The organism is Synechococcus sp. CCY 0621 (assembly GCF_019038465.1).
Classification (GTDB): domain Bacteria; phylum Cyanobacteriota; class Cyanobacteriia; order PCC-6307; family Cyanobiaceae; genus Cyanobium.
On the sequence record NZ_JAFKRH010000015.1, the window covers coordinates 119,762 to 144,988 of the forward strand.

Sequence of the window (25,227 nt, forward strand, 5' to 3'; positions counted from 1 at the left end):
GCGGCGGTGCCCCCCAGCCATGGTTTCCTCCCCCCCAGCCCCCGCCGCGACCCCCGAGCGCCTGACCGCCGAGGTCGAGATGGGTGATTTCCTGGAGGCGGCGGGCCTGCTCAGCTACGACCCGGCCGCCATCACCCGCATCTACGCCGGCCACCCGATGCGCCTGGTGCGGCGGGTCTGGCAGACGCTCGTGCCGATCGGTCTCTATCTGCTGGGGGTGGGCGTCGACAAGGTCACCGGCCAGCTGGCCAACCCCGGCCGGGCGCGGCAGCGGGCCCGGGAGTGCGCCGAACTGCTGGTGGCCCTCGGCCCCGCCTTCATCAAGGCCGGCCAGGCCCTCTCCACCCGTCCGGACATCATTCCGCCGGTGCTGCTGGAGGAGCTGGCCCAGCTGCAGGACCAGCTGCCGGGCTTCGACAGTTCCCTGGCCATGGCCTGCATCGAGGAGGACCTGCAGGCGCCGGTTGAAACGATCTTCGCTTCGCTGGAGAAGGAACCGATTTCTGCCGCCTCCCTCGGCCAGGTGCACCGGGGCGTGCTGATGAGCGGCGAGCGGGTGGCGGTGAAGGTGCAGCGGCCGGGACTACGGGAGCAGATCACCCTCGACCTCTACATCGTCCGCAACATCGCCGCCTGGCTGAACCGGAATGTCGGCCTGATCAAGAGCGATCTGGTGGGTCTGATCGATGAACTCGGCAAGCGGGTCTTCGAGGAGATGGACTACATCAACGAGGCCAGCAACGCCGAAACCTTCGCCCGCCTGCACAGCCACAATCCCCGCATCGCCGTCCCTGCCATCTACCGCCAGGCCACCAGTCGCCGGGTGCTGACGATGGAGTGGATCGACGGCGTCAAGCTCACCAACCTGGACGCGGTGCGCGCCCTCGGGGTCGACCCCGACCACATGGTGGAGGTGGGGGTGAACTGCAGCCTGCAGCAGTTGCTGGAGCATGGGTTCTTCCACGCCGATCCCCACCCCGGCAACCTGCTGGCCCTTCCGGACGGGCGCCTCGCCTACCTGGATTTCGGCATGATGAGTGAGGTGTCGCGGGAGGCGCGCACCGGCTTGATCCAGGCGGTGGTGCACCTGGTGAACCGCAATTTCGGGGCCCTCTCGAAGGACTTCGTGCAGCTCGGCTTCCTGGGCGAGGCGGTGGATCTCGAACCGATCGTGCCGGCTTTCGAATCCGTGTTCGGCCAGGCCCTGGAGATGGGCGTCAGCCGCATGGATTTCAAGGCGGTCACCGACGACCTCTCCGGGGTGATGTACCGCTTCCCCTTCCAGGTTCCTCCCTATTACGCCCTGATCATCCGCTCGCTGGTGACCCTGGAAGGCATCGCCCTGAGTGTCGACCCGGACTTCAAGATCCTCGGCGCCGCCTACCCCTACTTCGCCCGCCGGCTGATGGAGGATCCCGACCCAGAGCTGCGCCGCAGCCTGCGGGAGATGCTCTACGACGGCGACGAGTTCCGCTGGCAGCGGCTGGAGAGCCTGGTGGCCAGCGCCTCGCTCCAGGAGCAGCTCGACCTCGACGGCCTGCTCGACCAGGTGCTCGATTTCCTCTTCTCCCCCACCGGTGGCCTGCTGCGCCAGCAGCTCGTCGACGCGTTGGTGCTGCAGATGGATGCCCTGGCCTGGAACACCACCCTGCGGCTCGGCCGGCGGCTGCCGAGCCGCTTCCTGCCGCCGGGGCTGCGGGCCCTGCCCCCCGCCCCGGCGTCAACACCGCTGCTGGATCTCGAACCGATCCAGGAGCTGCTGGCGATCCTGCGCGACCTGCCGGGCTTTGAGCCATCCCTGTTGCTGAAGCGCCTGCCGCGGGTGCTGGGGGAACCGGATCTGCGCCGCATGGGGCTGCAGGTGGCCAAGGGTCTGGCCGAGCGGGGCGTGGTGCATCTTCTGCGGGATGTGCTGGTGACACCGGCGGTGCGCCAGGCCGCCGGTGTCACCGGTGCCTGAGATCCGTAGAGTCGGCTCAATCCAAGGGAGACATCTGTGAACAAGCGGCGAAGGCTTGTAGCCGCTGTCCTGGGTCTGGGGCTGTGCTGGTCGACGCCCGCGGCCTTCGCCACCGAGAACCTGGTGTTCACCAGCGGTGCCTTCCGCCGCTCCATTCCCGTGGCGGATCTGGAGCATCTGGCCACCACCGGTGAAGCCCGGGGCCTTCTGGCTGATGTGCTGCGCCTCGGCCGCCAGAACCCCAAGGACGTCAGCAAGCTGCTGAACGAGTCGGTGCAGCTGCCGATCGTGCTGATGAGCCGCCTGCTCAACACCCGCATCGGTGAGGCGATCCTGGCCCGCCTGGCCCGGATCCTGTTCCCCCTGAGGGCCCCGGAGGCCGGCGTGCCCGCCCTGCGCTCCGCCATGGTGCTGGGCACCTACGAGGGCAAGGGGTCGCTCTCGGCGATCAGCTTCCTGCGGGCCTACCCGACCCGGGAGCTGGAAGTCAGCATTCCGGCCCTGATGGCGCTGGCGTCCAAGGCCTCCTCGATCAGCGAGCTGGTGCGTTTCTTCTCCGAATCACCCCTCGACGGCCTGCGGGGCAACGAACCCCAGGCGGCCCCCAAGGCACCCGCCACCCCGGCGGCACCCACACCCGCCCCCTGACGCCCCAGACCGGAGACCTACATTGACGTCAGCCTCGCCGCTGTCCCCCGTGCCCCTGCTACGAGCCCTGCGACGCCTGGGCCGGCAGCCCACCATGCAGGACTGGCCAGGGCTGATCGAGGCCTACCGCTCCTGGTTGCCCGTCAGTGATGCCACGCCGGTGGTGACCCTGCGGGAGGGAGCAACGCCCCTGATTCCGGCGCCGGTGATCGCCGAACGGGTGGGACGGGGCGTGAAGGTGTTCCTCAAGTACGACGGCCTCAACCCCACCGGCTCCTTCAAGGACCGGGGCATGACGATGGCCATCAGCAAGGCGAAGGAGGCGGGCTCGGAGGCGGTGATCTGCGCCAGCACCGGCAACACCTCGGCGGCGGCGGCGGCCTATGCGCGCCGGGGCGGCATGCGGGCCTTCGTGTTGATCCCGGACGGCTACGTGGCCCAGGGGAAGCTGGCCCAGGCCCTGCTCTACGGCGCCGAGGTGCTGGCGGTGCAGGGCAACTTCGACCGGGCCCTGGCGATCGTCCGGGACGTGGCCGACCGCTACCCGGTAACCCTGGTGAACTCGCTCAACCCCTACCGGCTGCAGGGGCAGAAGACGGCCGCCTTCGAGGTGATCGATGCCCTCGGCGAGGCCCCCGACTGGCTGTGCATCCCTGTGGGCAACGCCGGCAACATCAGCGCCTACTGGATGGGCTTCAAGGAGTACCGCCAGGCGGGCCACAGCACGGTCCTGCCGCGAATGATGGGCTTCCAGGCCGCCGGTGCGGCCCCGATGGTGCTTGGTCACACGGTGGAGCAGCCGGACACCATCGCCACGGCGATCCGCATCGGCAATCCGGTGAACAAGGAGAACGCCCTCAATGTACGCAAGGAAAGCAACGGCGATTTCATGGCCGTCACCGACGCCGAGATCATCGACGCCTACAAGCTGCTGGGCCAGGGGGAGGGGATCTTCTGCGAGCCAGCCAGCGCCGCCTCGGTGGCGGGCCTGCTGAAGCGCCGGGAGGAGGTGCCTGCCGGCGCCACGGTCGTGTGCGTGCTCACCGGCAACGGCCTCAAGGACCCGACGACGGCCATCGAGAACAACGACGCCACCTTCCACACGGGCATCGCCCCGGAAACCGAGACCGTGGCCAAGGTGATGGGCTTCTGAGCCAGCGCCCCTGGAGCGCCTGCCGCTGGCCCAACCGTCTGGGGAAATCCTGGGAGTTTCTCCCCTTTCGGACTGGAGAGTCCGGGGAGGGGATACCCCCTTGGTCGGTGGACGTATTCCCCAGGCCAGGGATTCGGGGGAAAACGGCTCAAAAGGGCTCACTTGTTCAGCCCTTTCCCCAGCCCTGACCCCGGCAAAAGACAGTGAGGCCAGGGAAAGACAACCTGTTTACCCGTTTTCCCCCGCCCCTACGACGACGGGCTGTTTGTCTTCTCTTCAAACCTTGATTGATCCGTTGAACAGTCGGGAGACCACCCGTTGCGCTTTGCCGCGCCCTGTGAAACCGTGGTGCCTCTAGATCGCCGTTCTGCCGTCGCCGGCACCCGCCATGAAGCTGGTCTGCTCCCAGGCTGAACTCAACGCCAGCCTCCAGCTGGTCAGCCGGGCGGTGGCGACGCGGCCCACCCACCCGGTGCTGGCCAACGTGCTGCTCACCGCCGATGCGGGCACCGGCCGCCTCAGCCTCACGGGCTTCGATCTCAGCCTCGGCATCCAGACGAGCCTGCCCGCCGCCGTCGAGACCAGCGGTGCCATCACCCTGCCGGCGAAGATGTTCGGCGAGATCGTGGCCCGCCTGGCCACCGACAGCCCCATCAGCCTCAGCTGCCCGGAAGGCGAGGAGCAGCTGGAGCTGACCAACCTTTCCGGCAGCTACCGGATGCGGGGGATGCCTGCCGACGACTACCCGGATCTGCCACTGGCCCAGAGCGGCACGCCGATCCGCTTCCACGCCGAGTCCCTGGTGAAGGGGCTGCGGGCCACCCTGTTCGCCAGCAGCCCGGATGAGAACAAGCAACTGCTGACCGGCGTGCACCTGCGCCTGGATGGCGAGGGTCTGGAGTGCGCCGCCACCGATGGCCACCGGCTGGCCGTGCAGCGCCTCTCCCATGCGGTGGAGGCCGGTGGCGCCGAGGGTGCGGATTTTGCCGTCACGGTGCCGGCCCGCTCGCTGCGGGAGCTGGAGCGGATCCTCTCGGGTCGCGGCTCGCAGGAGCCCCTGAGCCTGTTCTGCGAGCGCGGCCAGGTGGTGGTGCTCTCCGCCGACCAGGTGCTCACCAGCCGCAGCCTCGATGGCACCTACCCCAACTACCGCCAGCTGATTCCCCCCGCGTTCCAGCGCCGGCTGGTGCTCGACCGGCGCGCCTTCATCGCCGCCCTGGAGCGGGTGGCCGTGCTGGCCGACCAGCACAACAACGTGGTCAAGATCAGCGCCGACCCTGCCGCCGGCACGGCCACGATCCGGGCCGACGCCCAGGACGTGGGCAGCGGCTCGGAATCGCTGGCGGCCACGATCGAGGGGGAGGCGATCGAGATAGCCTTCAACGTCCGCTACCTGCTCGATGGCCTCAAGGCCATGGCCTCCGACCAGGTTGTGCTGCAGTGCAATGCCGCCACCACCCCGGCCGTGCTGGCGCCGGTGGGGGCCGACGAGGCCTTCACCTACCTGGTGATGCCGGTCCAGATCCGCACCAGCTGAGCGCGTGAGTCTTCCCGAGCAGCTGCTGCTGAGCGATCTGTTGCGGCGGCAGGTGCGTTGTGATCAGGGCCTTGAGCGCGGCGCGGGGGTGCTGGCCTGGATGCATCCACCGGTGCATCGGCTGCTGGGCTGGGCCAGCCGGCCCTCGGCCTTCGCCCAGAAGCGGCTGGTCTGGCGGCTCGACCAGCTGCGGGGGCTGGGGGAGCAGGAGGTGTTCGTGAAGGGGGAGCCGGCGGAAACGGACGCGGCCACCCTCGAGCGGCTGCCGACCCTGATCGATGCGGCCCTCACAGGTGCCGATGATGTGCCCCTGGGGCTGGTGGCCGACGCTGCCGTGGAACTGCGCAGTGGCCGCATCCTGCACTACCTGGTGGCCCGCAGCGATCCGCGGCTGCCGGGCTCCAGTCGCTGGCGCCTGAGCCCCGACCGGATCGTCGACCAGCAGCCCGGCCGGGTGTTCACCGCCCTGCGGGGGCTGGATGATCTGCCCGTGGCCCGCGCCAGCGTGCGCCAGAAGCTGCTGCGCCGATCCCAACGCTGGAAGGAGCAGGTGCAGCAGGTGGGCGGCCGCGTCGAGGAGCGGCTGGAGGGCTGGCTGGAGGAGCCTCCCTGGCCGGAGGCCTTGCGCGAGGAGATCCCCTGGCCCGAGCGTGAGCGGGACCCCGAGCCGGACCCCCGCGACCGCTACGACCGCGACCCCTATCCGGACCAGCGCTACACCGACGACCGCGACGAGCCGGACCCGCTCGAGGATTGGCCCGAGGAGGAGGAACCGGAGGAGCTGCCCGAACCGCCCCGCCAGCCGCCGCCGGAGGAGCCGGCGCCCCGCCGTGATCGCTACCGGGGCCGGGAGCCCCGCGAAGCCGACGACCCCTGGATCTGATACTGGAGGGCCGTTGCCGCGCCCCCCGGTGGTTCCTGCCTCGACCCCGTCCTTCTCGGTGCCCGAGGCCCTGCGCAAGGAGGGCCTGAGCCAGGGCGATTACGACGAGATCGTGCGTCGTCTCGGCCGGCCCCCCAACAGGGCCGAACTGGGCATGTTCGGGGTGATGTGGTCGGAACACTGCTGCTACCGCAACTCCCGCCCCCTGCTGGGCCAGTTCCCCACCAGCGGCCCCCGCATCCTGGTGGGACCGGGCGAGAACGCCGGCGTGGTGGACCTGGGCGAGGGCCAGCGGCTGGCCTTCAAGATCGAGAGCCACAACCACCCCTCGGCCGTGGAGCCCTTCCAGGGGGCGGCCACCGGGGTGGGGGGCATCCTGCGGGACATCTTCACCATGGGGGCGCGCCCGATCGGCCTGCTCAACGCCCTGCGCTTCGGGCCGCTGGAGGACGAGCGCAACGTGGGCCTGATGGAGGGGGTGGTGGCCGGCATCGCCCACTACGGCAACTGCGTCGGCGTGCCGACGGTGGGCGGTGAGGTGGCCTTCGACCCCAGCTACGGCGGCAACCCGCTGGTGAACGCCATGGCCCTGGGCCTGATGGAGACCGACGACATCGTCTGCTCAGGGGCGGTGGGTGTGGGCAATCCGGTGGTCTACGTGGGCAGCACCACGGGCCGCGACGGCATGGGCGGCGCCAGTTTCGCCAGCGCCGAGCTCACCGAGGCCTCCCTCGACGACCGGCCCGCCGTGCAGGTGGGTGATCCGTTCCTGGAAAAGGGGCTGATCGAGGCCTGCCTGGAGGCCTTCCAGAGCGGCGATGTGGTGGCGGCCCAGGACATGGGCGCCGCCGGCCTCACCTGCAGCTGCTCGGAGATGGCCGCCAAGGGGGGCCTGGGCATCGAGCTCGACCTCGACCGGGTGCCGGCGCGGGAGAGCGGCATGACGGCCTACGAATTCCTGCTGAGCGAATCCCAGGAGCGGATGCTGTTCGTGGTGGCGGCCGGCCGGGAGGAGCCCCTGATGGAGCGATTCCGCCGCTGGGGCCTGCAGGCGGCGGTGGTGGGCCGGGTGCTGCAGGAGAACGTGGTGCGGGTGCTGCAGCACGGCGAGGTGGCGGCCGAGGTGCCCGCCAGTGCCCTGGCGGACGACACGCCGATCAACCACCACGAGCTGCTGGCCGAACCCCCGGCCGACCTCCAGGCCCACTGGACCTGGAGCGAAGCCGAGCTGCCGCCGGCCTCGAATGCCGGCGGCCTGGAGATGGCCGCTGGCCCGCTGGGCTGGGGTGACGCCCTGCTGCGCCTGCTCGATGACCCCACCATCGCCAGCAAGCGCTGGGTGTACCGCCAGTACGACCACCAGGTGCAGGCCAACACCGTGGTGCTGCCCGGCGGTGCCGATGCGGCCGTGATCCGACTGCGGCCCCAGCAGGGGGAGGGGGCGATGGCGGCGGCGACGCGCGGCGTGGCGGCGACGGTGGACTGCCCCAACCGCTGGGTGGCCCTCGATCCGGAGCGGGGTGCCATGGCGGCGGTGGCCGAGGCGGCCCGCAACCTTTCCTGCACGGGCGCCGAGCCCCTGGCCGTCACCGACAACCTCAATTTCCCCTCGCCCGACACCGCCACCGGCTACTGGCAGCTGGCGATGGCCTGCCGGGGCCTGTCGGCGGCCTGCAGCGCCCTGGCCGCGCCGGTCACCGGCGGCAATGTCTCGCTGTACAACGAGACCCGCCTGCCCGATGGCCGCATGCAGCCGATCCACCCCACCCCGGTGGTGGGCATGGTGGGGCTGGTGCACGACCTGACCCACGTGACGGGGCTGGCCTGGCTCCAGGCCGGTGATGCCATCTGGCTGCTGGGGGTGCCGCTGGAGGAAAACGGCGACGACCGCCTTGGGCTGGGGGCCAGCAGCTACCTGGAGGTGGTGCACGGCCGGCTCACGGGCCGCCCGCCTCAGGTGGATCTGGCCCTGGAGGGGCGGGTGCAGGGTTTCCTGCGCCAGGCGATCGCGGCGGGCCTGGTGCGCTCCGCCCACGACCTCTCCGATGGTGGCCTGGCGGTGGCGCTTGCGGAGGCCTGCATCGCCTCCGGCCTGGGCGCCCGCCTGGAGCTGCCCGCTGGTGCGTCGCGGCCCGACCGGCTGCTGTTCGCCGAGGGCGGGGCGCGGCTGCTGGTGAGTGTGGCCCCCGCGCAGGAGGCGGCCTGGCAGGCCGCCCTGGCAGAGGCTGGTGCGTCGGTGCCGGCCCAGCTCCTGGGCACCGTGACGGCGGAATCCCGCCTGGTGGTGGCGAGGGGCGGCCAGCCGCTGCTGGAGCTGGCGGTGGAGCAGCTGCGCGACACCTACGAGCAGGCGATCCCCAGCCGGTTGCGGAAAGCCGGGCCCCCACCCGACAGGTAATGGGCGAAGATGAACCTTCCCCCATCGTGAGACGCCCCGTGCCCTGCGCCGATCAACGCGATGCGCAGAACACGGCAATCACCGAGAGCGAACGCCCCGACAAGCCGGAGGAGGCCTGCGGTGTGTTCGCCGTACTGGCGCCGGGTCAGGCGGTGGCCAACCTCACCTACTTCGGGCTGTATGCCCTGCAGCACCGGGGACAGGAGTCGGCCGGCATCGCCGTCTTCGATGACGTGAAGGTGCGGCTGCACAAGGACATGGGCCTGGTGAGCCAGGTGTTCGATCAGGATGTGCTGGAGCGGATGCCGGGCCAGCTGGCGGTCGGCCATAACCGCTATTCCACCACCGGCAGCAGCAAGGTCTGCAACGCCCAGCCGGTGGTGCTGATGACGCGCCTGGGGCCGCTGGCCCTGGCCCACAACGGCAACCTGGTGAATGCGGCGGAGCTGCGGGCCTCGCTCGATCACATGGCCGGGGAGTTCACCTCCACCACCGACTCGGAGCTGATCGCCTTCGCGCTGCAGGAGGCGGTGGATTCCGGCCTGGGCTGGAACGCGGCGATCCGGGCGGCGGCGGCCCGCTGCCGTGGCGCCTTCAGCCTGGTGATCGGCACCCCGGACGGCCTGTTCGCCCTGCGGGACGGCCACGGCATCCGGCCCCTGGTGTTCGGGATGCTGGGCGAACCGGAGCAGGGCCAGTGGGTGGCCAGCAGCGAGAGCTGCGGCCTCGACATCATCGGCGCCACGTTCGTTGACGATGTCCAGCCCGGCGAGCTGATCCATTTCCGCCAGGCCGATCCGATTCCCGAGCGGCAGCGCTGGTGTGAGGAGCCCAGCAAGCTGTGCGTCTTCGAGATGATCTACTTCGCCCGGCCCGACAGCCGCTTCTTCGGCGAATCGCTCTACAGCTATCGGGTGCGGATCGGTGAGGTCCTGGCCCGGGAGAACCCGGTGGCGGCCGACATCGTCATCGGTGTGCCCGATTCGGGCATTCCGGCGGCGATCGGCTATTCACACACCAGCGGCATCCCCTTCGCCGATGGCCTGATCAAGAACCGCTATGTGGGCCGCACCTTCATCCAGCCCACCCAGGCGATGCGGGAGGCGGGCATCCGGGTGAAGCTCAACCCCCTGCCGGATGTGCTCTCCGGCAAACGGGTGGTGGTGATCGACGACTCGATCGTGCGCGGCACCACCAGCCGCAAGCTGGTGGCGGCCCTGCGGGATGCCGGTGCCACCGAAGTGCACATGCGGATCAGCTCTCCCCCCGTCACCCACCCCTGCTTCTACGGCATCGACACCGACACCCAGGACCACCTGATCGCCGCCCGGCTGACGCTGGAGGAGATCGAGCGGCACCTGGGCGTCGACTCGCTCAGCTATCTGAGCAAGGAGGGCATGGTGGAGGCGGCCCAGGCCAACTCCAGCCATTTCTGCACCGCCTGCTTCGACGGCAACTACCCGATCGAGATGGATGAGGAGGTGCGCAACAGCAAGCTGATGCTCGAGCCCACCGGCCTGGCGGCGCGGGTGTAGGCCGGGCGGCCGCCCGCACCATGCGTATCGCCTTTCTCGATTCCTGGCTGCAGGACGTGGCCGAGGGCAGCGGCACGGCGGCGGCCATCGGTGGCCTGGCCGGGGCCCTGATCGCCCGGGGCCACACGGTGGAGCGGCTGGTGCCCGAGGGGGCCTGGCCCCGCAACCTGCTGCTGCGCCGGCTCTGGTTCAACCTCACCCTGCCCCGGCGCCTGGCCGCCGCCGAGGGCCGCTACGACCTGGTGGTGGGCTTCGACATCGACGGCTTCCGGGTGGCGCACCGCTGCCCGGTGCCCTACGTGTGCTGCATCAAGGGGGTGCTGGCGGAGGAGTCGCGCTGCGAGAGCGGCTGGCCGCGGCTGATGCTCTGGGGACTGTCGCGGCTGGAGCGGCTCAACGCCCGCCGGGCGCCGCGGGTGCTCTCCACCAGCGGCTACTGCTGCGAGCGCATCGAGGCGCACTACGGGGTGCCGGCCGAGCGGCTGCGACTGGTGCCGGAGGGGATCGACACCCGTCTCTGGAACCCGGCGGGCGGGGACGTCGCCGCTCTGGCCGTCATCGACGGAGCCCGCGAGCCCCAGACAGTGCTGTGCGTGGCGCGCCAGTACCCGCGCAAGCGGGTGGCCGATCTGATCACCGCGTTCCGGAGCGTGCACGAGCGGCTGCCGGGTGCCCGGCTGGTGGTGATCGGCGATGGCCCGGAGCACGTGGCGCTGCGGGAGCTGGTGGAACGGCTGGGGCTGGTGGAGGTGGTGCAGCTGCTGGGAGCCCTAGCCGACGACGGTGCCGTACGGGACTGGTACCGCCGCAGTGCGGTGTTCTGCCTGCCGTCGATCCAGGAGGGGTTCGGCATCGTGTTCCTCGAGGCGATGGCCAGCGGACTGCCGGTGGTGAGCACCACGGCCACGGCGATCCCTGAGGTGGTGCCCCACGGACGGGCCGGGCTGCTGGTGCCGCCGCGGAATCCGGCGGCGCTGGCCGAGGCCCTTGTGACGTTGCTCACCGATCCTGCGCTGCAGGCACGGCAGCGGGCCTACGGCCGCCAGCACGTGGGGCCGTTCAGCTGGGACCGGGTGGCGGAACGCTTCCTGGAGGCGGTGTCGTCCCCGGAGCCCGCCGGATCGTGACCAGGCCGCGGCTGCGTCCCGAAGTGCGATCAAGGCTGCGGATCGCGGCCCAGAGGTCAGCCACGGGCACCCACACCGAGGGGTAGCGGTAGCGGGCCACATCGAGGATCAGCACCCGGTCGCTGGTGGCGTGGAAGGCTGCTACAGGGGCGATGTGGCCGCCGCCGGCCTGGCCGAGGGAGGGCCGGTCGTAGTTGGCGAGAAGGCGGTCGCCGGGCTGGCTGAGGTTGGTCCGCAGCAGGGCGCGGAACTGCTCCAGGCTCAGCTGGTCGCCGTGGATCGCTTCGGCTTTCACCCCGTGGGCCGCCAGCAGGCCGGCCAGCTCGGCCAGGGTCATGCCCTGGCGCCGTACCACCTCGGCGCTCACCACCTGGCTGCTGGCCGGCACCTGGAAGACATTCTCCTGGGTCCAGAAGCGGTAACGGCCGTAGCCCGGCACGGCCGGGGCGGGCACGGCCAGGCTGTTCAGCACCATGGCGGCGCTCGCCACACCGCAGTAGGCGAGGTTGGCCTGGGTGAGGAACTGCTCGGCCAGGGGGCCGTAGTCGGCCCGGGCGCCACTGCCCACCAGCAGCTCCATGCCGGCGGGCTCCATCAGGGGGATCGGGGCGGCCCTGAGGTGCCCGGCCGTGAGCGGTGCCGCCAGGGCCAGCGACAACAGCACCAGGCCGGGGAACGGGGATGGGGGGCGCGTCATCACGGCGGCTGCGGGCGCTGGGGTGGGGCGGCTCTGGTTGGAAGGTAGGGGAGCCTTCGCTGGGGTGGGTGGGGGCCGCCGGAGTGCACCGCCCGTGATCAGCCGAGCTCCAGGCAGGCCAGGCCGTAGACGTCCGCCAGCGACACCGCCGGCGGGGCGCCCCGGTACATGCGCAGGGTGCGGGAGACAGGCGCGAACCCCAGCGACGCCAGCAGCGGGGCGGCGGCGGCATTGGCGCCGGGGGCATCGATCAGCACCGTGCCGGGGTGGCGCTGCAGCAGGCCCTCCAGCAGGGCCCGGGCGGCGGCGGCGCCATCGGCCACCAGGGGCCCGACGCGCCAGCCTTCGCCAGCGGCCAGCAGGCAGGGCCGCACCCGGCCGAAGCCGTGGCAGGCGCCGCTGCGGTCCACCAGGGCCAGCACCGTGCCGGCCGGATGGCGCAGCCACTGGCGCAGGAAGTGGGGGCGGGGCGAGGGTTCCCGCTCGGCATCGAAGCGCTGCACGGCGTCCGCCGGGATGGCGCCACCCTCCAGCAGGCACCAGGGGGGCTCCGGCGCGACGGACACCGGTGCCGGGTTGCCGGCGGCGGCGAGCCGCTGCCAGCGGGTGGTGGGGGAGGCGGGCGCAAAGCCCCAGCCGGCGTAGTCGTCGATACGGTCGGGGGCGGCCTCCAGGCCGATGCAGGGCACGTCAGCCAGGTGCTGGAGGGCGTGGCGCCACAGCTGCAGGCCGTAGCCCCGGCCCCGCTGGGCCGGCACCACCAGGAACAGGCCGATGAAGCCGTAGGAGGCGTTGTAGCGGACCCCGGCGATGCACCCCACCGGCTTATCGCCGAACCAGCCCACCCAGAGGCCCTGGCGGTCGGTCTGGCGGTAGATGGCTACATCGCCCACGCCCGGCGCGAAGCCCTCCTGGCGGGCCCAGGCGGTGATGGTGGGGATGTCGGCGCTCTGCAGGGGGCGGATCGTGAGGGGGGAGGGGCTGCTCCGGTCGGGCGCGCTCACCAGATCGTCTCCAGCTCCGGAATGGCGTGGAGCTTTTCGTCGGCGCTGATCAGGGGCCGGCGACCCTGCAGGGCCGTGGCGCCGATGAGACGGTCGACCGGGTCGCCATGGCGGAACTGGGGGCCCCTGGAGAGCAGGGCGATCTCGGCGGTGATCGGCAGCACCTCCAGCCGCAGGGCTTCGAGCAAGCGGCGCAGGTAGAGGGCCGGGGGCACGGTTTCCGGCAGGCTCAGTCGTCCGCGTTCGTGCAGCAGGGCCAGTTCCCAGAGGCTGATGTCGGCGATGGCCAGCTGGCCCTGGGCGCGCCCCTGCTCCAGAGCTGCTGCGGCGCGCCGGGACAGCCGGGCCGGCGCATGGGCCCAGAACAGCAGGACATGGGTGTCACAGATGGTCAGCATCACCGGTGCCTTCGAGATCGGCGTCGCCAGCGGCGATCGAGGTGATGACATCCCCCAGCGTGACGCTGCCGCCCAGCCCTTCCAGCCAGAGGCGGGCCTCTTCGGCCGGGTCCTGTTCCGGCTCGATGCGGGCAATCACCCGGCCGTGGGAGGTGACTTGAATGGCTTCCCCGGCCTGAACCCGCTTGAGCCAGGCCGGCAGGTTCTGGCGCAGGTGGGTTACCGAGACGCGCGCCATGGAGAGCGTCTGTACATGAGATCTGTACAGATTAGGGCTTCTGTGGATGGGGATTGGGTCCGGGGTGGGAACTCTCAAGAGTCCCCACCACACTCTCGAGGCCATGGTCGACGCCTGCCGCTCCCCCGGTCTGATCCAGCGCTTTCGCTAGCAGCTGCAGGTGCGCCATGACGCCCGCCGCACCGTGAACACCTAGGAGCAGTGACTGCGGCGCTTCCTGCGGTTTCACGGCAGATGCCACCCCCGCGAGATGGGCAGCGCTGCTGTTTCTGTACCGGGAGCTGCTGGAGCGGGACCTGGAGCTGGAGGGGGTGGTGCGGGCACGGACACGGCGCCGGCTGCCGGTCGTGCTCAGCGAAGTGGAGGTGCGGGCGGTGCGCCAACGACTGGAGGGAGAGGCGGCCCTGGTGGTGGGGTTGCTGTGCGGAAGCGGGCTCAGGCTGATGGAGGCGCTTCGACTCCGGGTCAAGGATCTCGATGTTCAGCGGTGTGAGCTCACGGTGCGCGACGGCAAGGGCGGCAAGGACCGGCTGACGGTGCTGCCCCAGAGCCCGGTGCCTCAACTGCAGGAGCATCTGCTGAAGGTGCGCCAGTTGCATCAGGGTGATCTGGCGGCGGGCTTGGGCGGGTGGTGATGCCCTATGCCCTGGCGAGGATGTATCCGAGGGCGGCTCGGGAGTGGGCCTGGCAGTGGGTGTTTCCCCAACAGAACCGCTGGCAAGACCGGGCCTCAGGAACCCAGGGCCGCCATTACTCCGATCCGAGCGTGGTGCAGAATATGGTGAAGCGGGCAGTGGCCAAGGCGGGCCTTACGAAGGCGGCCAGTTGCCATATCTTCCGCCACTCGTTCGCGACCCGCCTGCTGGAAAGGAGGCAGGACATCCGCATGATCCAGGAATTTCTGGGACATCGGGACGTGAGTACTACCATGATCTACACCCATGTGTTGAACCGTGTGCTGATCGGTGTTTGCAGCCCAGCGGACATGATGTAGCCATGGCTACATGTGGTTATCGGACCCGTGAACCGCTGCCCACGACTTGGCCTTCTAACTAAGATCGCTGTGCAGGAAAGGATTCTCGTCCGATGTTTCACAAGTGCCAGCTGTGGTTCACAGAATGGAGCGGAATAAGGTCCGTGGTTCACGGAACTTCCCAAATATGGAGTTCGAAGAATCGCGCCATCGTTCATGAGAGTCTGAACAGATGAGTTACGCGATCTTACCCGATGCGCTACCTTGCGTAATGGTCGAAATCCGTGAAATGGAGCTGTCTTCTCTTTGGTTTGATCGCCGTAATCTAGCGCCGCGAGCGCAGATTCAAGCATGGATTGACGTCTAACAAGTATATAACGTCTGCTGGGTTGATCGGTACTCAAGTCTGTTCACGCCGCCTCATTCCCGCCCCGGCAGGTTGCGCGGGTCCAGCAACGCTGCAATCATTTTCCAATAGGGTGATTGCCAAGATTGCAAATTTCTATGGTACTATGGCGAGTATCATGCATGAAAAACAGTGGCGCACGAGCAGCAACTCTATTTTGTTTCTTGTGTACAAAAGAGCTTTCCTCAGTTCTTTGCGGATGCTAAAGTTCTTGAAATTGGATCCCTGGATATTTGTGGATCTGTGCGCAAATTCTTCAGTAACTGTTCCTATATTGGTGTCGATGTAGCCCCAGGCGAAGGGGTTGACGTGGTATGTCAAGGTCAAGACTATGATGCCCAAGATGGCAGCTTTGATCATGTTATATCTTGCGAAGCCATGGAACACAACCCTATGTGGAAAGAAACTTTTATAAACATGGTTCGTCTTGTCAAGCCTGGAGGTCTCCTTACAATGACCTGCGCATCTTACTGCCGCCCAGAACACGGAACCACTAGAACATCATCGGTCGAATCATCACCGTTGTCAGTCTCAATTGGATGGGAGTATTACCGCAACCTAGGCATCGCGGATTTTAAATCCGTAATCGACTTCGACTCCCGCTTCAGCTTTTATAGATTCTGGACCAACTGGAAGAGCAAGGATCTCTATCTAGTGGCCATTCGCAGGAATGGACCTAACAATATGCAAATTGAAAAAACTTTCAGCGAGGTTGACCGATGGATAGCCATTGAGGCCCAAGCCGTTATCTACAGATTTGCTTCACTCGCAGCATCCCTTGCAGGCGAGAGAGGTGCGAATATTGTTCTGCGGAAACCTCTATCTAGCATTATTTGGCAAGTAGAAGCATCATATTACAAAGCTCTGGGTTGGGCATCTAGACTGATTAAGGGTTCATAATTGCTGGCCTAGCATGGTTGCTGCAACAGCCTATCTAGAGGTTTGAATCAAGGAGTCTGATGGTGATGCTGTATTCATCGCCAAAGCACGTGGTGAAATCGCTTGGGCGAAGGAGATAACAATGGATGCGCGGGATACGGGTCTATCAAGGGAAAGCATGTACAATGCTCTTCTGGAGACAGAAGCCTGAGTTTAGGCAGTATCCTGAAACTAGCCCGCTCTTGGTATGAGGTTGAGCGTTCATGTGAGGCAAGAGCCGGAGATTATATGGATTCTGATATTGATGCATAGCTCCGCGCACGTTGTCTGTTGCGAGGCGACACCTCGAACAAGCTCCTCGAGTGGACAGGCCCAGCCCCTTCTGGTATCAGATACTCTTTGCCTGCTACTCAGGGGCAGTGTTAGGCTGAAAGTTAGCTAAAGTACAGTCAGCACAAAATCAATCTGACTTCTTTCAGTTGGAATCAATGTTGAGGCGAATATGGCTAACTCTCTAGAGAATATCATACCATTGTTGAGTTGTGTGACTCGTACATCGTTAGGAACTGTTTGCATTTCTTCGGGAATTCGTGACGACTGCCGAACTGGAGAAGGCGAAGTTTATCCGCTTGTCGATCTTGCTACGATGGTTAGACACGCTATTGGTCATGTAATTGTCCTCGGTCTGAACCGCCATCAGACCTTTCTTCTCCGAGTTCCATGGCCAGCACGGCCCTGCATGACAAGATTCAGAGGCTCAGGCGAGCCAGTATCTTTGCCTCAACTCCCGACAATGTGTTGACCGCTGTGGCTGATGCTGTGGAAGAAGTGCAGCTTGCGCCCAACCAGCAACTGTTAGCCAAAGGAGATCTCGGCACCTCAATGTACGTGATCGTTTCCGGATTGGTGCGGGTACATATTGGCGACTAGACCATAGTCGAACTTACGGACGGTGAGATCGTGGGTGAGCTCGCCGCTCTCGACCCAGAACCTCGCTCTGCCTCGGTGAGCACGATCGATCCGAGTACTCTCTACAAGATTGAGCAGTCGACCCTACAGATCTTAATGGCCGAACACCCCGAGATCGTGCAAGGGATAATCAAGGAGCTGGCCCACCGCTTGCGTGTAACCACCGCTCCCTACGGATTCAGCTTCTGAATGTCCTACAGGCAATGGTTACTGTGTAGCGATGGTCTGGTAAATATGAAGATACAGAAGCCGTGATCAATGCGTAGGTATTCATCAGTACAAAGGCGTGATCGCTTCTGATCTTGGGCGTTAGTCTTCTTGAACTCCTGTTATCCCAAGCTCAATTTTTTTAGGGAGAATCTTCTACATAAAAAAGACGCGTTTTATTGCATTCTACGAACATGATCGCAGGGTGTTTTAGACGCCAGCAGAAACTTCAGAAATCTACCCTCGATGACCATCGAATTGCGGGCCCCGCTCGTTTTAATGGTGCTGATCGCTAGCACTAGTTGCGGCACGCTGTTGCCCCCCTGTAGTTGATGTAAGTACCAGTTCGTCCGCGCCTGGAAAGGATTGTTTTGTTCCTTGGCAGCTGGCCGCGTTCTATCTGCTGTTGGGAATTACGTTGCTACTTAGAGCCTCGATGCTGCTCGACACGTTGCAGGAGGCGGGACATACACAACCACTGAGGATCGCTTAGCTGGCCGTCGGTATCGGACTGATGGCTCTCGGTCTACGAATGGAGCCTTGGAGGAAAGTGGGCAAGGAGCGTCGCGGCATTCGCCGACCGGAACATTGGTCCGCACCGGCCCAAGCCTCCTTGTGCGGATGCTGCGGCATGTGATTGATGCGTCGGCCCCCGTCGGCGCCGTCATCGAATTCGCGTTGCCGACGTGCGATCGACGCTTTAACCGCATCGGAGTTGTCACTACTGGGGCGCAGTATGGTGCTCTTCGGTTATTGTCTGATGATGATCACAATAGCGCTATTGCTTCTGTTGGCGCGGCTTTTGCTACCTTGTTATGTTTAGCCTGTCTTGACAAAGCTGGAGGTGCTTCTGTCCCGTAGTGGCAACGAGGCGATGGCCAGAGTGTTTCTTTTGATTGGCCAGGGCCTGTGACCGTCAACTGATCTACCTATTCATTCAAACGGACGTCCGTCCCGTACGAAGAGTAAACTGGCGTTGTCAGCGGCGGCTGCTGCTGCGATCAAACGCTTGGCGACCTTAAGCTTGGGATAGGAGACAGGATGAGCAAACAGGATAGTCACGCGAAACTGGATGCGATCTTCCAAGCGCATCTCCAAGCCGAATTGGCTGGCGACCTCGATGAGACGCTGGCGACCATGTCGCCAGATCCCCATCTCGTGAATGTGCCGACCATGGTGGGCGGTCAAGGTCCGCAGAGTGTTCGTAGGTTCTATTCCAAACGGCTCATTGGTCAGTTTTTCCCGCCCGATGTCATTTTTGAAACGGTTTCGCGAACGTATGGCGAGGAACGCCTCGTGGATGAACTGATCATCTCGTTCACGCATACGATCAAGATGGACCACATCCTGCCCGGGATTGAACCCACGGGCCGGAAGGTTGAAGCTGTGTTTGTTGTGATCGTTGGAATCGAAAACGATAAGGTCGCCTATGAACACATCCTCTGGGATCAGGCGAGTGTTCTGGTGCAGTTGGGTTTGCTCGATCCGAAGGGTCTCCCCGTCGTTGGCGCGGGTGCTGCAGCAAAGTTGAGAAATCCGGCGCTGCCGGATCCCTTCTTCCATGAGGGCTAACTGCCGTGACCTGCACCTACCCTCACCAAGCAGCTGACAGCGCAGCGCGCTGCAGCTGATCTTGAGTGTTAGGCCGGGAGTGCAGGGTCGGCATGACACGACGCAATGCCATGAAGGCCACTCCTGGTGTGCTGGCTGATTGCTGTCGCCATCGACTTGGTCCTGGCGGTGGTCTTCGTCCTGATCGCGCACCGGCGCGGTTGGGGTGATCTGCCTGCCCTACTCGAGCCGATGGTGCCCGTCTCCCGTGGTTCCCGTCACCTGTAGAGAACGAGTTAGGCTGATTTGGTGAGTGAATCATTCAACAGTCAAGCCCCCTTCTGCATTCCAACTGGCGATAGAAGATGGAATATGAAATTCTGAAGCAGGCACTTCAAGGCATTTCCAGCAAGGATCTTGAACAGATAAAGAGTTGGTACTCCCCCGCCGCCGAGGCCTATCACTCCACGAGGCCCCGATACCCTGCCGAACTGATTGACAAGGTTGTCAACGCAGCCCAGTTGTCTTGGTCATTCAGACTTCTTGAAGTTGGTTGTGGCCCGGGAACCGCAACCGTTTCATTGGCAGAACTCGGCTAGCCGGATGGTCTGCATCGAACCGAACCCAGACTTTTATGAGATGGCCCTGGCGAATTGCACATCCTATCCATTGGTAGAAGTGATCAATAAGTCCTTTGAAGAATGGGATCTGGAGCCTGAATCCTTTGATGCCGTTGTGGCGGCAAGCTCCATGCATTGGATTCCTGCCGAGATTGGCTATGCCAAAGCCAGCAGTGCACTGAAAAGGGATGGCTATCTAATTCTTTTGTGGAACAAAGAATTGCAGCCCAGCAAGTCCATGCAGGATGCGCTTTCTGATGTCTATCGACGAGAGGCTCCATCTCTTGGCAGATACGAAGACAGGGCAACACAGCAGGGCATTCTGAACGGCCTCGGCCAGATGATGCTTGACTCTGGACTGTTCCGAAACCTTGTGACGGCAACGGTTGAAACCTCGTTGACCTATGCGGCTGACCACTACCTATCCCTGCTCACGACGGACTCCTCGTACCTGCAGTTTGATCACCGCACGGGGCAGGCCTTGTTGGCTGGGCTAAGGCAATGCATCATGGAGAAGGGAGGTGGTGACATTCAACTCTCCTATCTCTCCGCCTATCACATTGCCCAGAAGATCTAGAACATGTTGGCAATTAAGTTCACCGAAGGACGTCAACGCATGCCGACCAGCCTCCCCCTGCCACTAGGTTCATCCCAGCCATCGGTGATGGTTGAACCAGCGATCGACATCAGCCCAGATCTTATCTCCGTTCAATTCTGTGAAAATCAGAAACGCTGCAAGCAGTTTGATGTCTCAGTCAACAACTGGGGACCTGTCGGAGACACGGGTGCCATGGGTTATCTGTATGTCGGAGTCCAACAGGGAAGCGACAGGATCGCATTGGGTGCCATGGCAAGTCTGCAGTTCGGTGGCATCCTCTTGTCGTCCGGAAAAATTATCAAACTGGCCCCATCCTTTCCCAGCGGCGACAACCCCATCCTGAGCATCACTGTTCGCGGAGCCCAGCCTCGTCTGGAGATGCCTTCTCCCAGTCTCTCCCTGTCCTATGGCGCTGAGCTTCGTGAATTTCACCCCCAGCTCGCTCTAGGCAGGAACCGGATTCTTGCGAGCGGTAGCGTGGATGGATCCCCGCTCCTCAGAGCAGGGGTCAGATTGCTGATCTCTGGCGTGGGTATCACCTTTGATGGCCATTATGCGGTTACCGAAACAACGCATCAATATGATCTTTCTGGATATCGCACTAGCTTCCTCTGTGAGAAGCGCATCCCTTAGCCGCCGCCTCGGGCTGCTGCGGACAGGCAGGAGTCCTTCTCCTTGTCAGACTGGACTCACAGGATCGATGGAAGGAGTTGTTGATCATGCGTCTGGCTATCGTGGGTGCGGGCCGACTGGGCGGCTATTTCGGTGCCCGTCTATGCAGGGGCGGAGCCGATGTGCTCTTCATCGCCTGCGGAGCACACCTTCAGGCCATGAAGACCGATGGCCTGCGGATCGAGTGCCCCGATCCGTTCCACATCGCCTCAGTCGGGGCGAGGACGATCCGCGTGTCGTCGGCATCGTCGATGTCGTGATGCTCTGGGACACCGTGGCCGCGCCACAACAGATCTGACCATTGGTCGGGCCGAGCACTGCGATCCTTTCGCCCCAGAATGGTGTTCTGAAGGACTAGGACCTGCAGGCGGCCCTCGGCCCATCGCAGATCGTGGACGGCGTCAGTTAGATCGCCGCGACCCTTGACAGGCCTGGCGTCATTCGCCGGGCAGGTCCCCTGCAGAAGCTGGTGTTCGGTGAGTTCTATGGGTCCCGATCCTCTCGAGGTGAGGCACTGCTGCAGGCCTGCCTCGCTGGTGGCATCGAGGCCGAGCTCTCCGGCGACATCCTGCACGACACGTGGCGGAAGTTCGTGTTTCTGGTGAGGCTCTCGGGCACCACCACCACGATCTGCAAGACCATCGTTGTGATTCGTGGCAATCCGCGGACCCGTACCTACCTGCTGGATGTCTTGCGCGAAGTGGTGGCGGTCGGCCGTGTCCACGGAGTGGATCCGGCTGAGCACGAAGCGGAGGAGGCCCTGCAACGAACGCGCCGCCATTGACTACATGCTCAACGCGTGTAGCAGCCAACCACGAGATTTTCTGTAACCACGCCTGCTGTGGATGCCGGGGTTGTTGCCGTCGTGCCAGAAGCTCTGAGCAGTCTCGGAGGAGATAGCTTTCTGGACGCCGTGTCCCGTGCACTGGATTCCACGCGAGTCTGAGTTGTGTCGCTTGCCATGAAGTTCGGCTACACGATCATCTACGTCCCGGATGTGGCCCAGTCGCTTGCCTTCTTCGAAGCCGCCTTCGGTCTGAGGCGCCGGTTTCTGCATGAATCGGGCACCTATGGCGAGCTGGACACGGGGGAGACGACCCTGGCCTTCGCCGACCACGCCCTCGGGGATGCGAATGTCCCCGGCGGCCTTGTCCGAGCCGATGGATCCCAGCAACCCCTGGGTGTCGAGATCGCCCTGGTGACGGAGGATGTGGCGGCCGCGCACCTCCAGGCTCTGCAGGAGGGCGCAACGGAGCTCGCTGCTCCCCTGATCAAGCCCTGGGGCCAGACGGTCTCCTACGTCCGGGCCCCTGACGGCACCCTCATCGAACTCTGCACCCCGGTGGCAGGCTGAGGGCGCCCTGCTTTGCCGAAACCCGTAGCGGTGGTCCCTGATCACGGATGTGTGCCACGTTGGCAGGCGCTGTGGTGAGCTTCCGTGAACGCACCGCCCCTGACAGTGCGCCGAGCGACGCACGCCGACCTGACGGTGCTGGCCCGCTTCGGCTTCGCCCTTGGTCAGCTGCATGTCGGTTTTGATGGGGCTCGCTTCGCCGTGCCGCCCGGTGCGGTGGCGAGGGCGCCTGTGCGGCGTTCTTCCGGGCGGAGCTCCAGCGTCCGGAGGTCGTGCTGCTGATCGCCCAGGCGGGTTCCCAACCCGTGGGTTATGCCTTCGTGCGGATGGAGCCGATGAGCTTGGTGGAGCTGCGCGGCGCTGGAGCCTGGCTTCACGACATCTACGTGGATCCCCAGGCCAGGAGCGGCGGCATCGGCCGCCGGCTGCTCGAGGCGGCCAAGGAGGTGGCCCTCGCCCTGGGCTCCACCAGCCTGATGCTCAGTGCGTCGACGCACAATGCCGCCGCCCGTCAACTGTTCGAGCGCTCCGGACTCCGCCCGACCATGGTCGAGATGCGGATCGAACTGGGGGCGTGAAGCGGGAGCTCCCCCTTGAGGACGCCGCCGAGATCGAACGCCTTGTCCGCGATTTCGAAGCCCTGTCGCTTCCGCGAGCCAACTGGACGCACCGCGCCCATCTTGCTGTCGGCGTTCACTACGTTCGCCACTGGGGCCTGGATGGCGCCCTGCAGCGGATGCGGGAGCGCCTCCAGGCCTACAACCTGGCCTGCGGCGACCCCGTCGGTTACAGCGAGACGATCACAGCTGCCTATCTCGCCAGCATCGCTGCTGAAATCAGCAGCGACGGCCGTGCTGTGAGCATGGCCGACCAGGTCGCTCGGCTGGAGAAGCGTGTGCTGACCGTCCGCTGACCGGCCTACGGCCCGCCGATCAAGGGCACCAGTTGCTGCACCGCATCGCCGGGCTTCAGCGCCAGCAAGGTGCCTGAGCCGCCGCAGTCTTCCGGTGCCAGCTGGGGGGCCTTCAGCCGCAGGCTGCGGCCCTCGCTGCCCTCCAGCGTCACGCCGATCACAGGGGCGTCGCCGGCCTGCAGGTCCACCAGGACATCCTCGCGCTCCAGGAAGCGCAGGCCGATCTGGCCCATGGCGCCCCGCTGGCAGGGCCGCAGGCTCTCGAGCTGCAGCCGTTTCACCTGGCCGCGGCGGCTGGCCAGCAGCACGTCGCCGCCGGCGGCCGCCCGCGCCGCCCCCACGATCCGTTCGCCCGGCAGCAGGCGCAGCAGCATCGGCCCCTGGGCGGTGCGGCCCAGCACCGGCAGGTTGGGGTCGTTGATCGCCAGCCGCAGCACCCGCCCCGTGCTGGTGGCCACCACCAGATCCTCCCCCTCCAGGCAGGGCACCACCCGCTGCAGCGCCACGCCTTCCTTGAGCTTCAGCACGGTGGCAGGCCGGCCCGAAAGCTCCAGGAAATCCTCGATCGGCAGCCGCTTGAAGCGTCCATCGGTGCTCAGCAGCCCCAGGCTGCCGCTGGCGGGCTGCGGCAGAGGCAGCACCTGCACCACCTGCTCCCCCTGCAGGCTGTCGGGCAGGAAGCGCTCCAGCTTGCCGGGGTGCTGGCCGGCGAATTCCCAGCGCAGCAACGCCACCTTGCCGCCGGCACTGAAAGCCAGCAGGGCCGGCTGCTCGGCCACCGGCAGGATCAGTCGCGCCGGCGGCGGCAGCTCGCCCAGCTCGGCGGCGTCATCGAGGTGCAGCCGCCCCAGCACCTGGGGCGTCACGATCCGCACGGCGCCGTCGGTCTGGATCAGGAGCCGGCCATCGCTGGCCAGGGCCTCGAAGGCCTGCTGCCGCTGCAGTTCGGTGTTGGGCCGCACCGCCGCCGCCCGCTGGGCCACCAGGGCATCGCCGCCCTCCACCAGGCGGGTGCGGCGGGGCGTCGCATAGCGCTTCTTGAGCCCCTTGAGCTCGCTCACCATCGTGTCGAGCAGGGTGTCGCGGTCGTCGAGCAGGTGCCGCAGCCGGGTGCGTTCCTGCTCCAGTTCCGCCGCCTCCTTGCGCAGCCCCTCCTGCTCCAGGCCCGTGAGCCGCCGCAGCGGCATGGCCAGCACCGCATCGGCCTGGCGTTCGCTCAGGTCCAGGTGCACCTGCAGGCTGGCCCGCGCCGTGGCGGCATCCCGTGCCTCGCTGATCATCTCGATCACCCGCTTCAGGTCGTCGAGGGCCTTGATCAGCCCCTGCACCACCTCCAGTCGGTCTTCGCAGCGTTTCAGCGCATGGTTGGTGCGCCGCAGGATCGTCAGCTCCCTGTACTCCAGGAACCGCAGCAGCAGCTGGCGCAGGTTCAGCTGCTGGGGCTGGCCGTTCACCAGCGTCAGCAGGATGGCGCCGAAATTGCTCTGCAGGGCCGTGCGGCGCTGCAGTTCCTCCAGCACCTTCTGGGGTTCGGCATCGCGCCGCAGTTCGATCACCACCCGCATCCCGTCGCGGTCGCTCTCGTCGCGGATGTCGGCGATGCCGCCGATCTTGCCGTCGTTGACCTGCTCGGCCAGCTTCTCGATCCAGCCCGCCTTGCTCAACTGGTACGGCAGCTCCGTCACCACCACGGCACCGCGGCGGTGGCGCCCCTTGCCCGGTTGCACTTCCTCGATGTGGGCCACACCCCGCATCGGGATGCTGCCCCGCCCCGTGGCGTAGGTGTCGCGCACGCCGCTGCCCAGCAGCACCTCGCCGCCGGTGGGGAAGTCCGGGCCCGGCACCATCGCCAGCAGCTTCTCCTCGGGCAGGTCGGGCTTGCGGATCAGGGCGATCAGCGCATCCACCACCTCGCCCAGGTTGTGGGGGGGGATGCTGGTGGCCATGCCCACGGCGATGCCGGTGCAGCCGTTCAGCAGCAGGAAGGGCAGCTGGGCCGGCAGCACCGTCGGCTCCTGCTGGGAGCCATCGAAGTTGGGGGCGAAATCGACCGTGTCGCTGCCGATCTCATCGAGCATCGCCTCGTTGGCGATCGGCGCCAGCCGGGTTTCCGTGTACCGCATCGCCGCCGGCGGATCGTCGTCCACCGAGCCGAAGTTGCCGTGGCCGTCCAGCAGCGGGTGGCGGCTGGCGAAGGTCTGCACCAGTCGCACCAGGGCGTCGTAGACGGCCTGGTCACCGTGGGGGTGGTACTTGCCCAGCACGTCGCCCACCACCCGGGCGCACTTGCGGTACGGCCGGTCGGGGGTCAGCCCCAGCTCGTGCATCGCGAACAGGATGCGGCGCTGCACCGGCTTGAGCCCGTCGCGCACGTCCGGCAGGGCCCGTCCCACGATCACGCTCATCGCGTACTCGAGGTAGGAGCGCTGCATCTCCTGATGCAGGGCGATCGGTTGGACGCGCTCGTCCGGCATCCGGTCCTGGGGGTCTGCGGCTCAGGGCGCTCA

General features: G+C 65.9%; 28 protein-coding genes. 23 read left to right on the forward strand and 5 right to left on the reverse strand.

Going from position 1 to position 25,227, the window contains the following annotated elements; genetic code table 11:
- The first annotated feature begins 19 nt into the window (after positions 1–19).
- The 8 genes from KUG43_RS05720 (at position 20) to KUG43_RS05755 (ending at position 11,241) form a co-directional block, all read left to right on the forward strand.
- A complete protein-coding gene (locus KUG43_RS05720; RefSeq protein WP_216907014.1) occupies positions 20–1,960 on the forward strand; it encodes an ABC1 kinase family protein in 1,941 nt (646 codons plus the stop codon).
- A 36-nt stretch (positions 1,961–1,996) separates the two neighbouring features.
- Positions 1,997–2,608 carry an alpha/beta hydrolase gene (locus tag KUG43_RS05725; RefSeq protein ID WP_216907016.1) on the forward strand — a complete coding sequence of 204 codons (612 nt, stop codon included), beginning with the start codon at positions 1,997–1,999 and terminating at the stop codon, positions 2,606–2,608.
- A gap of 94 nt (positions 2,609–2,702) precedes the next feature.
- A complete protein-coding gene (gene thrC / locus KUG43_RS05730; RefSeq protein ID WP_216907283.1) occupies positions 2,703–3,761 on the forward strand; it encodes a threonine synthase in 1,059 nt (352 codons plus the stop codon).
- A 388-nt stretch (positions 3,762–4,149) separates the two neighbouring features.
- Positions 4,150–5,298 carry a DNA polymerase III subunit beta gene (gene dnaN, locus KUG43_RS05735; protein WP_216907018.1) on the forward strand — a complete coding sequence of 383 codons (1,149 nt, stop codon included), beginning with the start codon at positions 4,150–4,152 and terminating at the stop codon, positions 5,296–5,298.
- A 4-nt stretch (positions 5,299–5,302) separates the two neighbouring features.
- A complete protein-coding gene (locus tag KUG43_RS05740) occupies positions 5,303–6,181 on the forward strand; it encodes an RNA methyltransferase (RefSeq protein ID WP_216907020.1) in 879 nt (292 codons plus the stop codon).
- Between the two features lie 28 nt (positions 6,182–6,209).
- Positions 6,210–8,579: a phosphoribosylformylglycinamidine synthase subunit PurL gene (gene purL / locus KUG43_RS05745; protein WP_216907021.1), complete on the forward strand. Its 2,370-nt coding sequence runs from the start codon at positions 6,210–6,212 to the stop codon at positions 8,577–8,579.
- On the forward strand, positions 8,579–10,114 hold the full coding sequence (gene purF / locus KUG43_RS05750) for an amidophosphoribosyltransferase (RefSeq protein WP_502988579.1): 1,536 nt from the start codon (positions 8,579–8,581) through the stop codon (positions 10,112–10,114). Before purL ends, purF begins: the two co-directional genes overlap by 1 nt.
- A gap of 20 nt (positions 10,115–10,134) precedes the next feature.
- Positions 10,135–11,241, forward strand: coding sequence for a glycosyltransferase family 4 protein (locus tag KUG43_RS05755; RefSeq protein ID WP_216907023.1), 1,107 nt, complete (start codon positions 10,135–10,137; stop codon positions 11,239–11,241).
- Here the strand turns inward: KUG43_RS05755 and KUG43_RS05760 are convergent.
- The 4 genes from KUG43_RS05760 to KUG43_RS05775 form a co-directional block, all read right to left on the reverse strand.
- Positions 11,174–11,938 carry a phytochelatin synthase family protein gene (locus KUG43_RS05760; RefSeq protein ID WP_286194430.1) on the reverse strand — a complete coding sequence of 255 codons (765 nt, stop codon included), beginning with the start codon at positions 11,936–11,938 and terminating at the stop codon, positions 11,174–11,176. The genes KUG43_RS05755 and KUG43_RS05760 overlap by 68 nt on opposite strands.
- Before the next feature lie 98 nt (positions 11,939–12,036).
- A complete protein-coding gene (locus KUG43_RS05765) occupies positions 12,037–12,942 on the reverse strand; it encodes a GNAT family N-acetyltransferase (RefSeq protein WP_216907025.1) in 906 nt (301 codons plus the stop codon).
- Entirely contained in the window at positions 12,939–13,340 is a 402-nt protein-coding gene (locus KUG43_RS05770; protein WP_216907027.1) for a type II toxin-antitoxin system VapC family toxin, read from the reverse strand. The genes KUG43_RS05765 and KUG43_RS05770 overlap by 4 nt, the downstream gene beginning before the upstream one ends.
- Positions 13,324–13,578, reverse strand: a complete 255-nt coding sequence (locus KUG43_RS05775; RefSeq protein ID WP_216907029.1) for a type II toxin-antitoxin system Phd/YefM family antitoxin — start codon at positions 13,576–13,578, stop codon at positions 13,324–13,326. The genes KUG43_RS05770 and KUG43_RS05775 overlap by 17 nt, the downstream gene beginning before the upstream one ends.
- Before the next feature lie 314 nt (positions 13,579–13,892).
- On the opposite strand from KUG43_RS05775, the gene KUG43_RS16930 reads away from it, so the two are divergent.
- From KUG43_RS16930 to KUG43_RS05840, 15 genes are all read left to right on the forward strand, one after another.
- Complete coding sequence (locus tag KUG43_RS16930; RefSeq protein ID WP_353617941.1) at positions 13,893–14,213, forward strand: tyrosine-type recombinase/integrase; 321 nt, start codon at positions 13,893–13,895, stop codon at positions 14,211–14,213.
- Complete coding sequence (locus KUG43_RS16935; protein WP_286194431.1) at positions 14,213–14,572, forward strand: tyrosine-type recombinase/integrase; 360 nt, start codon at positions 14,213–14,215, stop codon at positions 14,570–14,572. Before KUG43_RS16930 ends, KUG43_RS16935 begins: the two co-directional genes overlap by 1 nt.
- Positions 14,573–15,089: 517 nt before the next feature.
- The gene (locus KUG43_RS05785; protein WP_216907031.1) at positions 15,090–15,857 is read left to right on the forward strand and encodes a class I SAM-dependent methyltransferase; all 768 of its coding nucleotides are present in this window, start codon (positions 15,090–15,092) and stop codon (positions 15,855–15,857) included.
- A gap of 46 nt (positions 15,858–15,903) precedes the next feature.
- Complete coding sequence (locus KUG43_RS17250) at positions 15,904–16,047, forward strand: helix-turn-helix domain-containing protein (protein ID WP_353617949.1); 144 nt, start codon at positions 15,904–15,906, stop codon at positions 16,045–16,047.
- 509 nt (positions 16,048–16,556) lie between these two features.
- Positions 16,557–16,766 carry a cyclic nucleotide-binding domain-containing protein gene (locus tag KUG43_RS05790; RefSeq protein ID WP_216907033.1) on the forward strand — a complete coding sequence of 70 codons (210 nt, stop codon included), beginning with the start codon at positions 16,557–16,559 and terminating at the stop codon, positions 16,764–16,766.
- A 3-nt stretch (positions 16,767–16,769) separates the two neighbouring features.
- Complete coding sequence (locus KUG43_RS05795; RefSeq protein WP_353617950.1) at positions 16,770–16,994, forward strand: Crp/Fnr family transcriptional regulator; 225 nt, start codon at positions 16,770–16,772, stop codon at positions 16,992–16,994.
- A 1,059-nt stretch (positions 16,995–18,053) separates the two neighbouring features.
- Positions 18,054–18,584 carry a nuclear transport factor 2 family protein gene (locus KUG43_RS05800; protein ID WP_216907037.1) on the forward strand — a complete coding sequence of 177 codons (531 nt, stop codon included), beginning with the start codon at positions 18,054–18,056 and terminating at the stop codon, positions 18,582–18,584.
- Positions 18,585–19,118: 534 nt separating this feature from the next.
- On the forward strand, positions 19,119–19,760 hold the full coding sequence (locus tag KUG43_RS05805) for a class I SAM-dependent methyltransferase (RefSeq protein ID WP_353617952.1): 642 nt from the start codon (positions 19,119–19,121) through the stop codon (positions 19,758–19,760).
- Positions 19,761–19,799: 39 nt separating this feature from the next.
- A complete protein-coding gene (locus KUG43_RS05810; RefSeq protein ID WP_216907039.1) occupies positions 19,800–20,414 on the forward strand; it encodes a hypothetical protein in 615 nt (204 codons plus the stop codon).
- Positions 20,415–20,500: 86 nt separating this feature from the next.
- The gene (locus tag KUG43_RS05815; RefSeq protein WP_286194470.1) at positions 20,501–20,713 is read left to right on the forward strand and encodes a ketopantoate reductase family protein; all 213 of its coding nucleotides are present in this window, start codon (positions 20,501–20,503) and stop codon (positions 20,711–20,713) included.
- 209 nt (positions 20,714–20,922) lie between these two features.
- The gene (locus KUG43_RS05820; protein WP_216907043.1) at positions 20,923–21,237 is read left to right on the forward strand and encodes a ketopantoate reductase family protein; all 315 of its coding nucleotides are present in this window, start codon (positions 20,923–20,925) and stop codon (positions 21,235–21,237) included.
- A gap of 177 nt (positions 21,238–21,414) precedes the next feature.
- Positions 21,415–21,807, forward strand: a complete 393-nt coding sequence (locus tag KUG43_RS05825) for a VOC family protein (RefSeq protein WP_216907045.1) — start codon at positions 21,415–21,417, stop codon at positions 21,805–21,807.
- An 84-nt stretch (positions 21,808–21,891) separates the two neighbouring features.
- Positions 21,892–22,089, forward strand: coding sequence for a hypothetical protein (locus tag KUG43_RS05830; protein WP_216907047.1), 198 nt, complete (start codon positions 21,892–21,894; stop codon positions 22,087–22,089).
- Entirely contained in the window at positions 22,080–22,385 is a 306-nt protein-coding gene (locus KUG43_RS05835) for a GNAT family N-acetyltransferase (RefSeq protein ID WP_216907049.1), read from the forward strand. The genes KUG43_RS05830 and KUG43_RS05835 overlap by 10 nt, the downstream gene beginning before the upstream one ends.
- Entirely contained in the window at positions 22,382–22,720 is a 339-nt protein-coding gene (locus tag KUG43_RS05840; RefSeq protein WP_216907051.1) for a hypothetical protein, read from the forward strand. Before KUG43_RS05835 ends, KUG43_RS05840 begins: the two co-directional genes overlap by 4 nt.
- Positions 22,721–22,725: 5 nt before the next feature.
- Here KUG43_RS05840 and KUG43_RS05845 read toward each other — a convergent pair whose 3' ends face one another.
- Positions 22,726–25,194, reverse strand: a complete 2,469-nt coding sequence (locus KUG43_RS05845; protein WP_216907052.1) for a DNA gyrase/topoisomerase IV subunit A — start codon at positions 25,192–25,194, stop codon at positions 22,726–22,728.
- Positions 25,195–25,227: the final 33 nt, after the last annotated feature.

Coding starts and splice junctions, on each gene's coding strand:
- KUG43_RS05790 (WP_216907033.1), top strand. CDS start 16,557: ATGGCCAGCACGGCCCTGCATGACAAGATTCAGAGGCTCAGGCGAGCC.
- KUG43_RS05775 (WP_216907029.1), bottom strand. CDS start 13,578: ATGGCGCGCGTCTCGGTAACCCACCTGCGCCAGAACCTGCCGGCCTGG.
- KUG43_RS05800 (WP_216907037.1), top strand. CDS start 18,054: ATGAGCAAACAGGATAGTCACGCGAAACTGGATGCGATCTTCCAAGCG.
- KUG43_RS05770 (WP_216907027.1), bottom strand. CDS start 13,340: ATGCTGACCATCTGTGACACCCATGTCCTGCTGTTCTGGGCCCATGCG.
- KUG43_RS05845 (WP_216907052.1), bottom strand. CDS start 25,194: ATGCCGGACGAGCGCGTCCAACCGATCGCCCTGCATCAGGAGATGCAG.
- purF (WP_502988579.1), top strand. CDS start 8,579: ATGGGCGAAGATGAACCTTCCCCCATCGTGAGACGCCCCGTGCCCTGC.
- KUG43_RS16935 (WP_286194431.1), top strand. CDS start 14,213: ATGCCCTATGCCCTGGCGAGGATGTATCCGAGGGCGGCTCGGGAGTGG.
- KUG43_RS05825 (WP_216907045.1), top strand. CDS start 21,415: ATGAAGTTCGGCTACACGATCATCTACGTCCCGGATGTGGCCCAGTCG.
- KUG43_RS05760 (WP_286194430.1), bottom strand. CDS start 11,938: ATGACGCGCCCCCCATCCCCGTTCCCCGGCCTGGTGCTGTTGTCGCTG.
- dnaN (WP_216907018.1), top strand. CDS start 4,150: ATGAAGCTGGTCTGCTCCCAGGCTGAACTCAACGCCAGCCTCCAGCTG.
- KUG43_RS05815 (WP_286194470.1), top strand. CDS start 20,501: ATGCGTCTGGCTATCGTGGGTGCGGGCCGACTGGGCGGCTATTTCGGT.
- KUG43_RS05720 (WP_216907014.1), top strand. CDS start 20: ATGGTTTCCTCCCCCCCAGCCCCCGCCGCGACCCCCGAGCGCCTGACC.
- KUG43_RS05755 (WP_216907023.1), top strand. CDS start 10,135: ATGCGTATCGCCTTTCTCGATTCCTGGCTGCAGGACGTGGCCGAGGGC.
- thrC (WP_216907283.1), top strand. CDS start 2,703: ATGCAGGACTGGCCAGGGCTGATCGAGGCCTACCGCTCCTGGTTGCCC.
- KUG43_RS05810 (WP_216907039.1), top strand. CDS start 19,800: ATGCCGACCAGCCTCCCCCTGCCACTAGGTTCATCCCAGCCATCGGTG.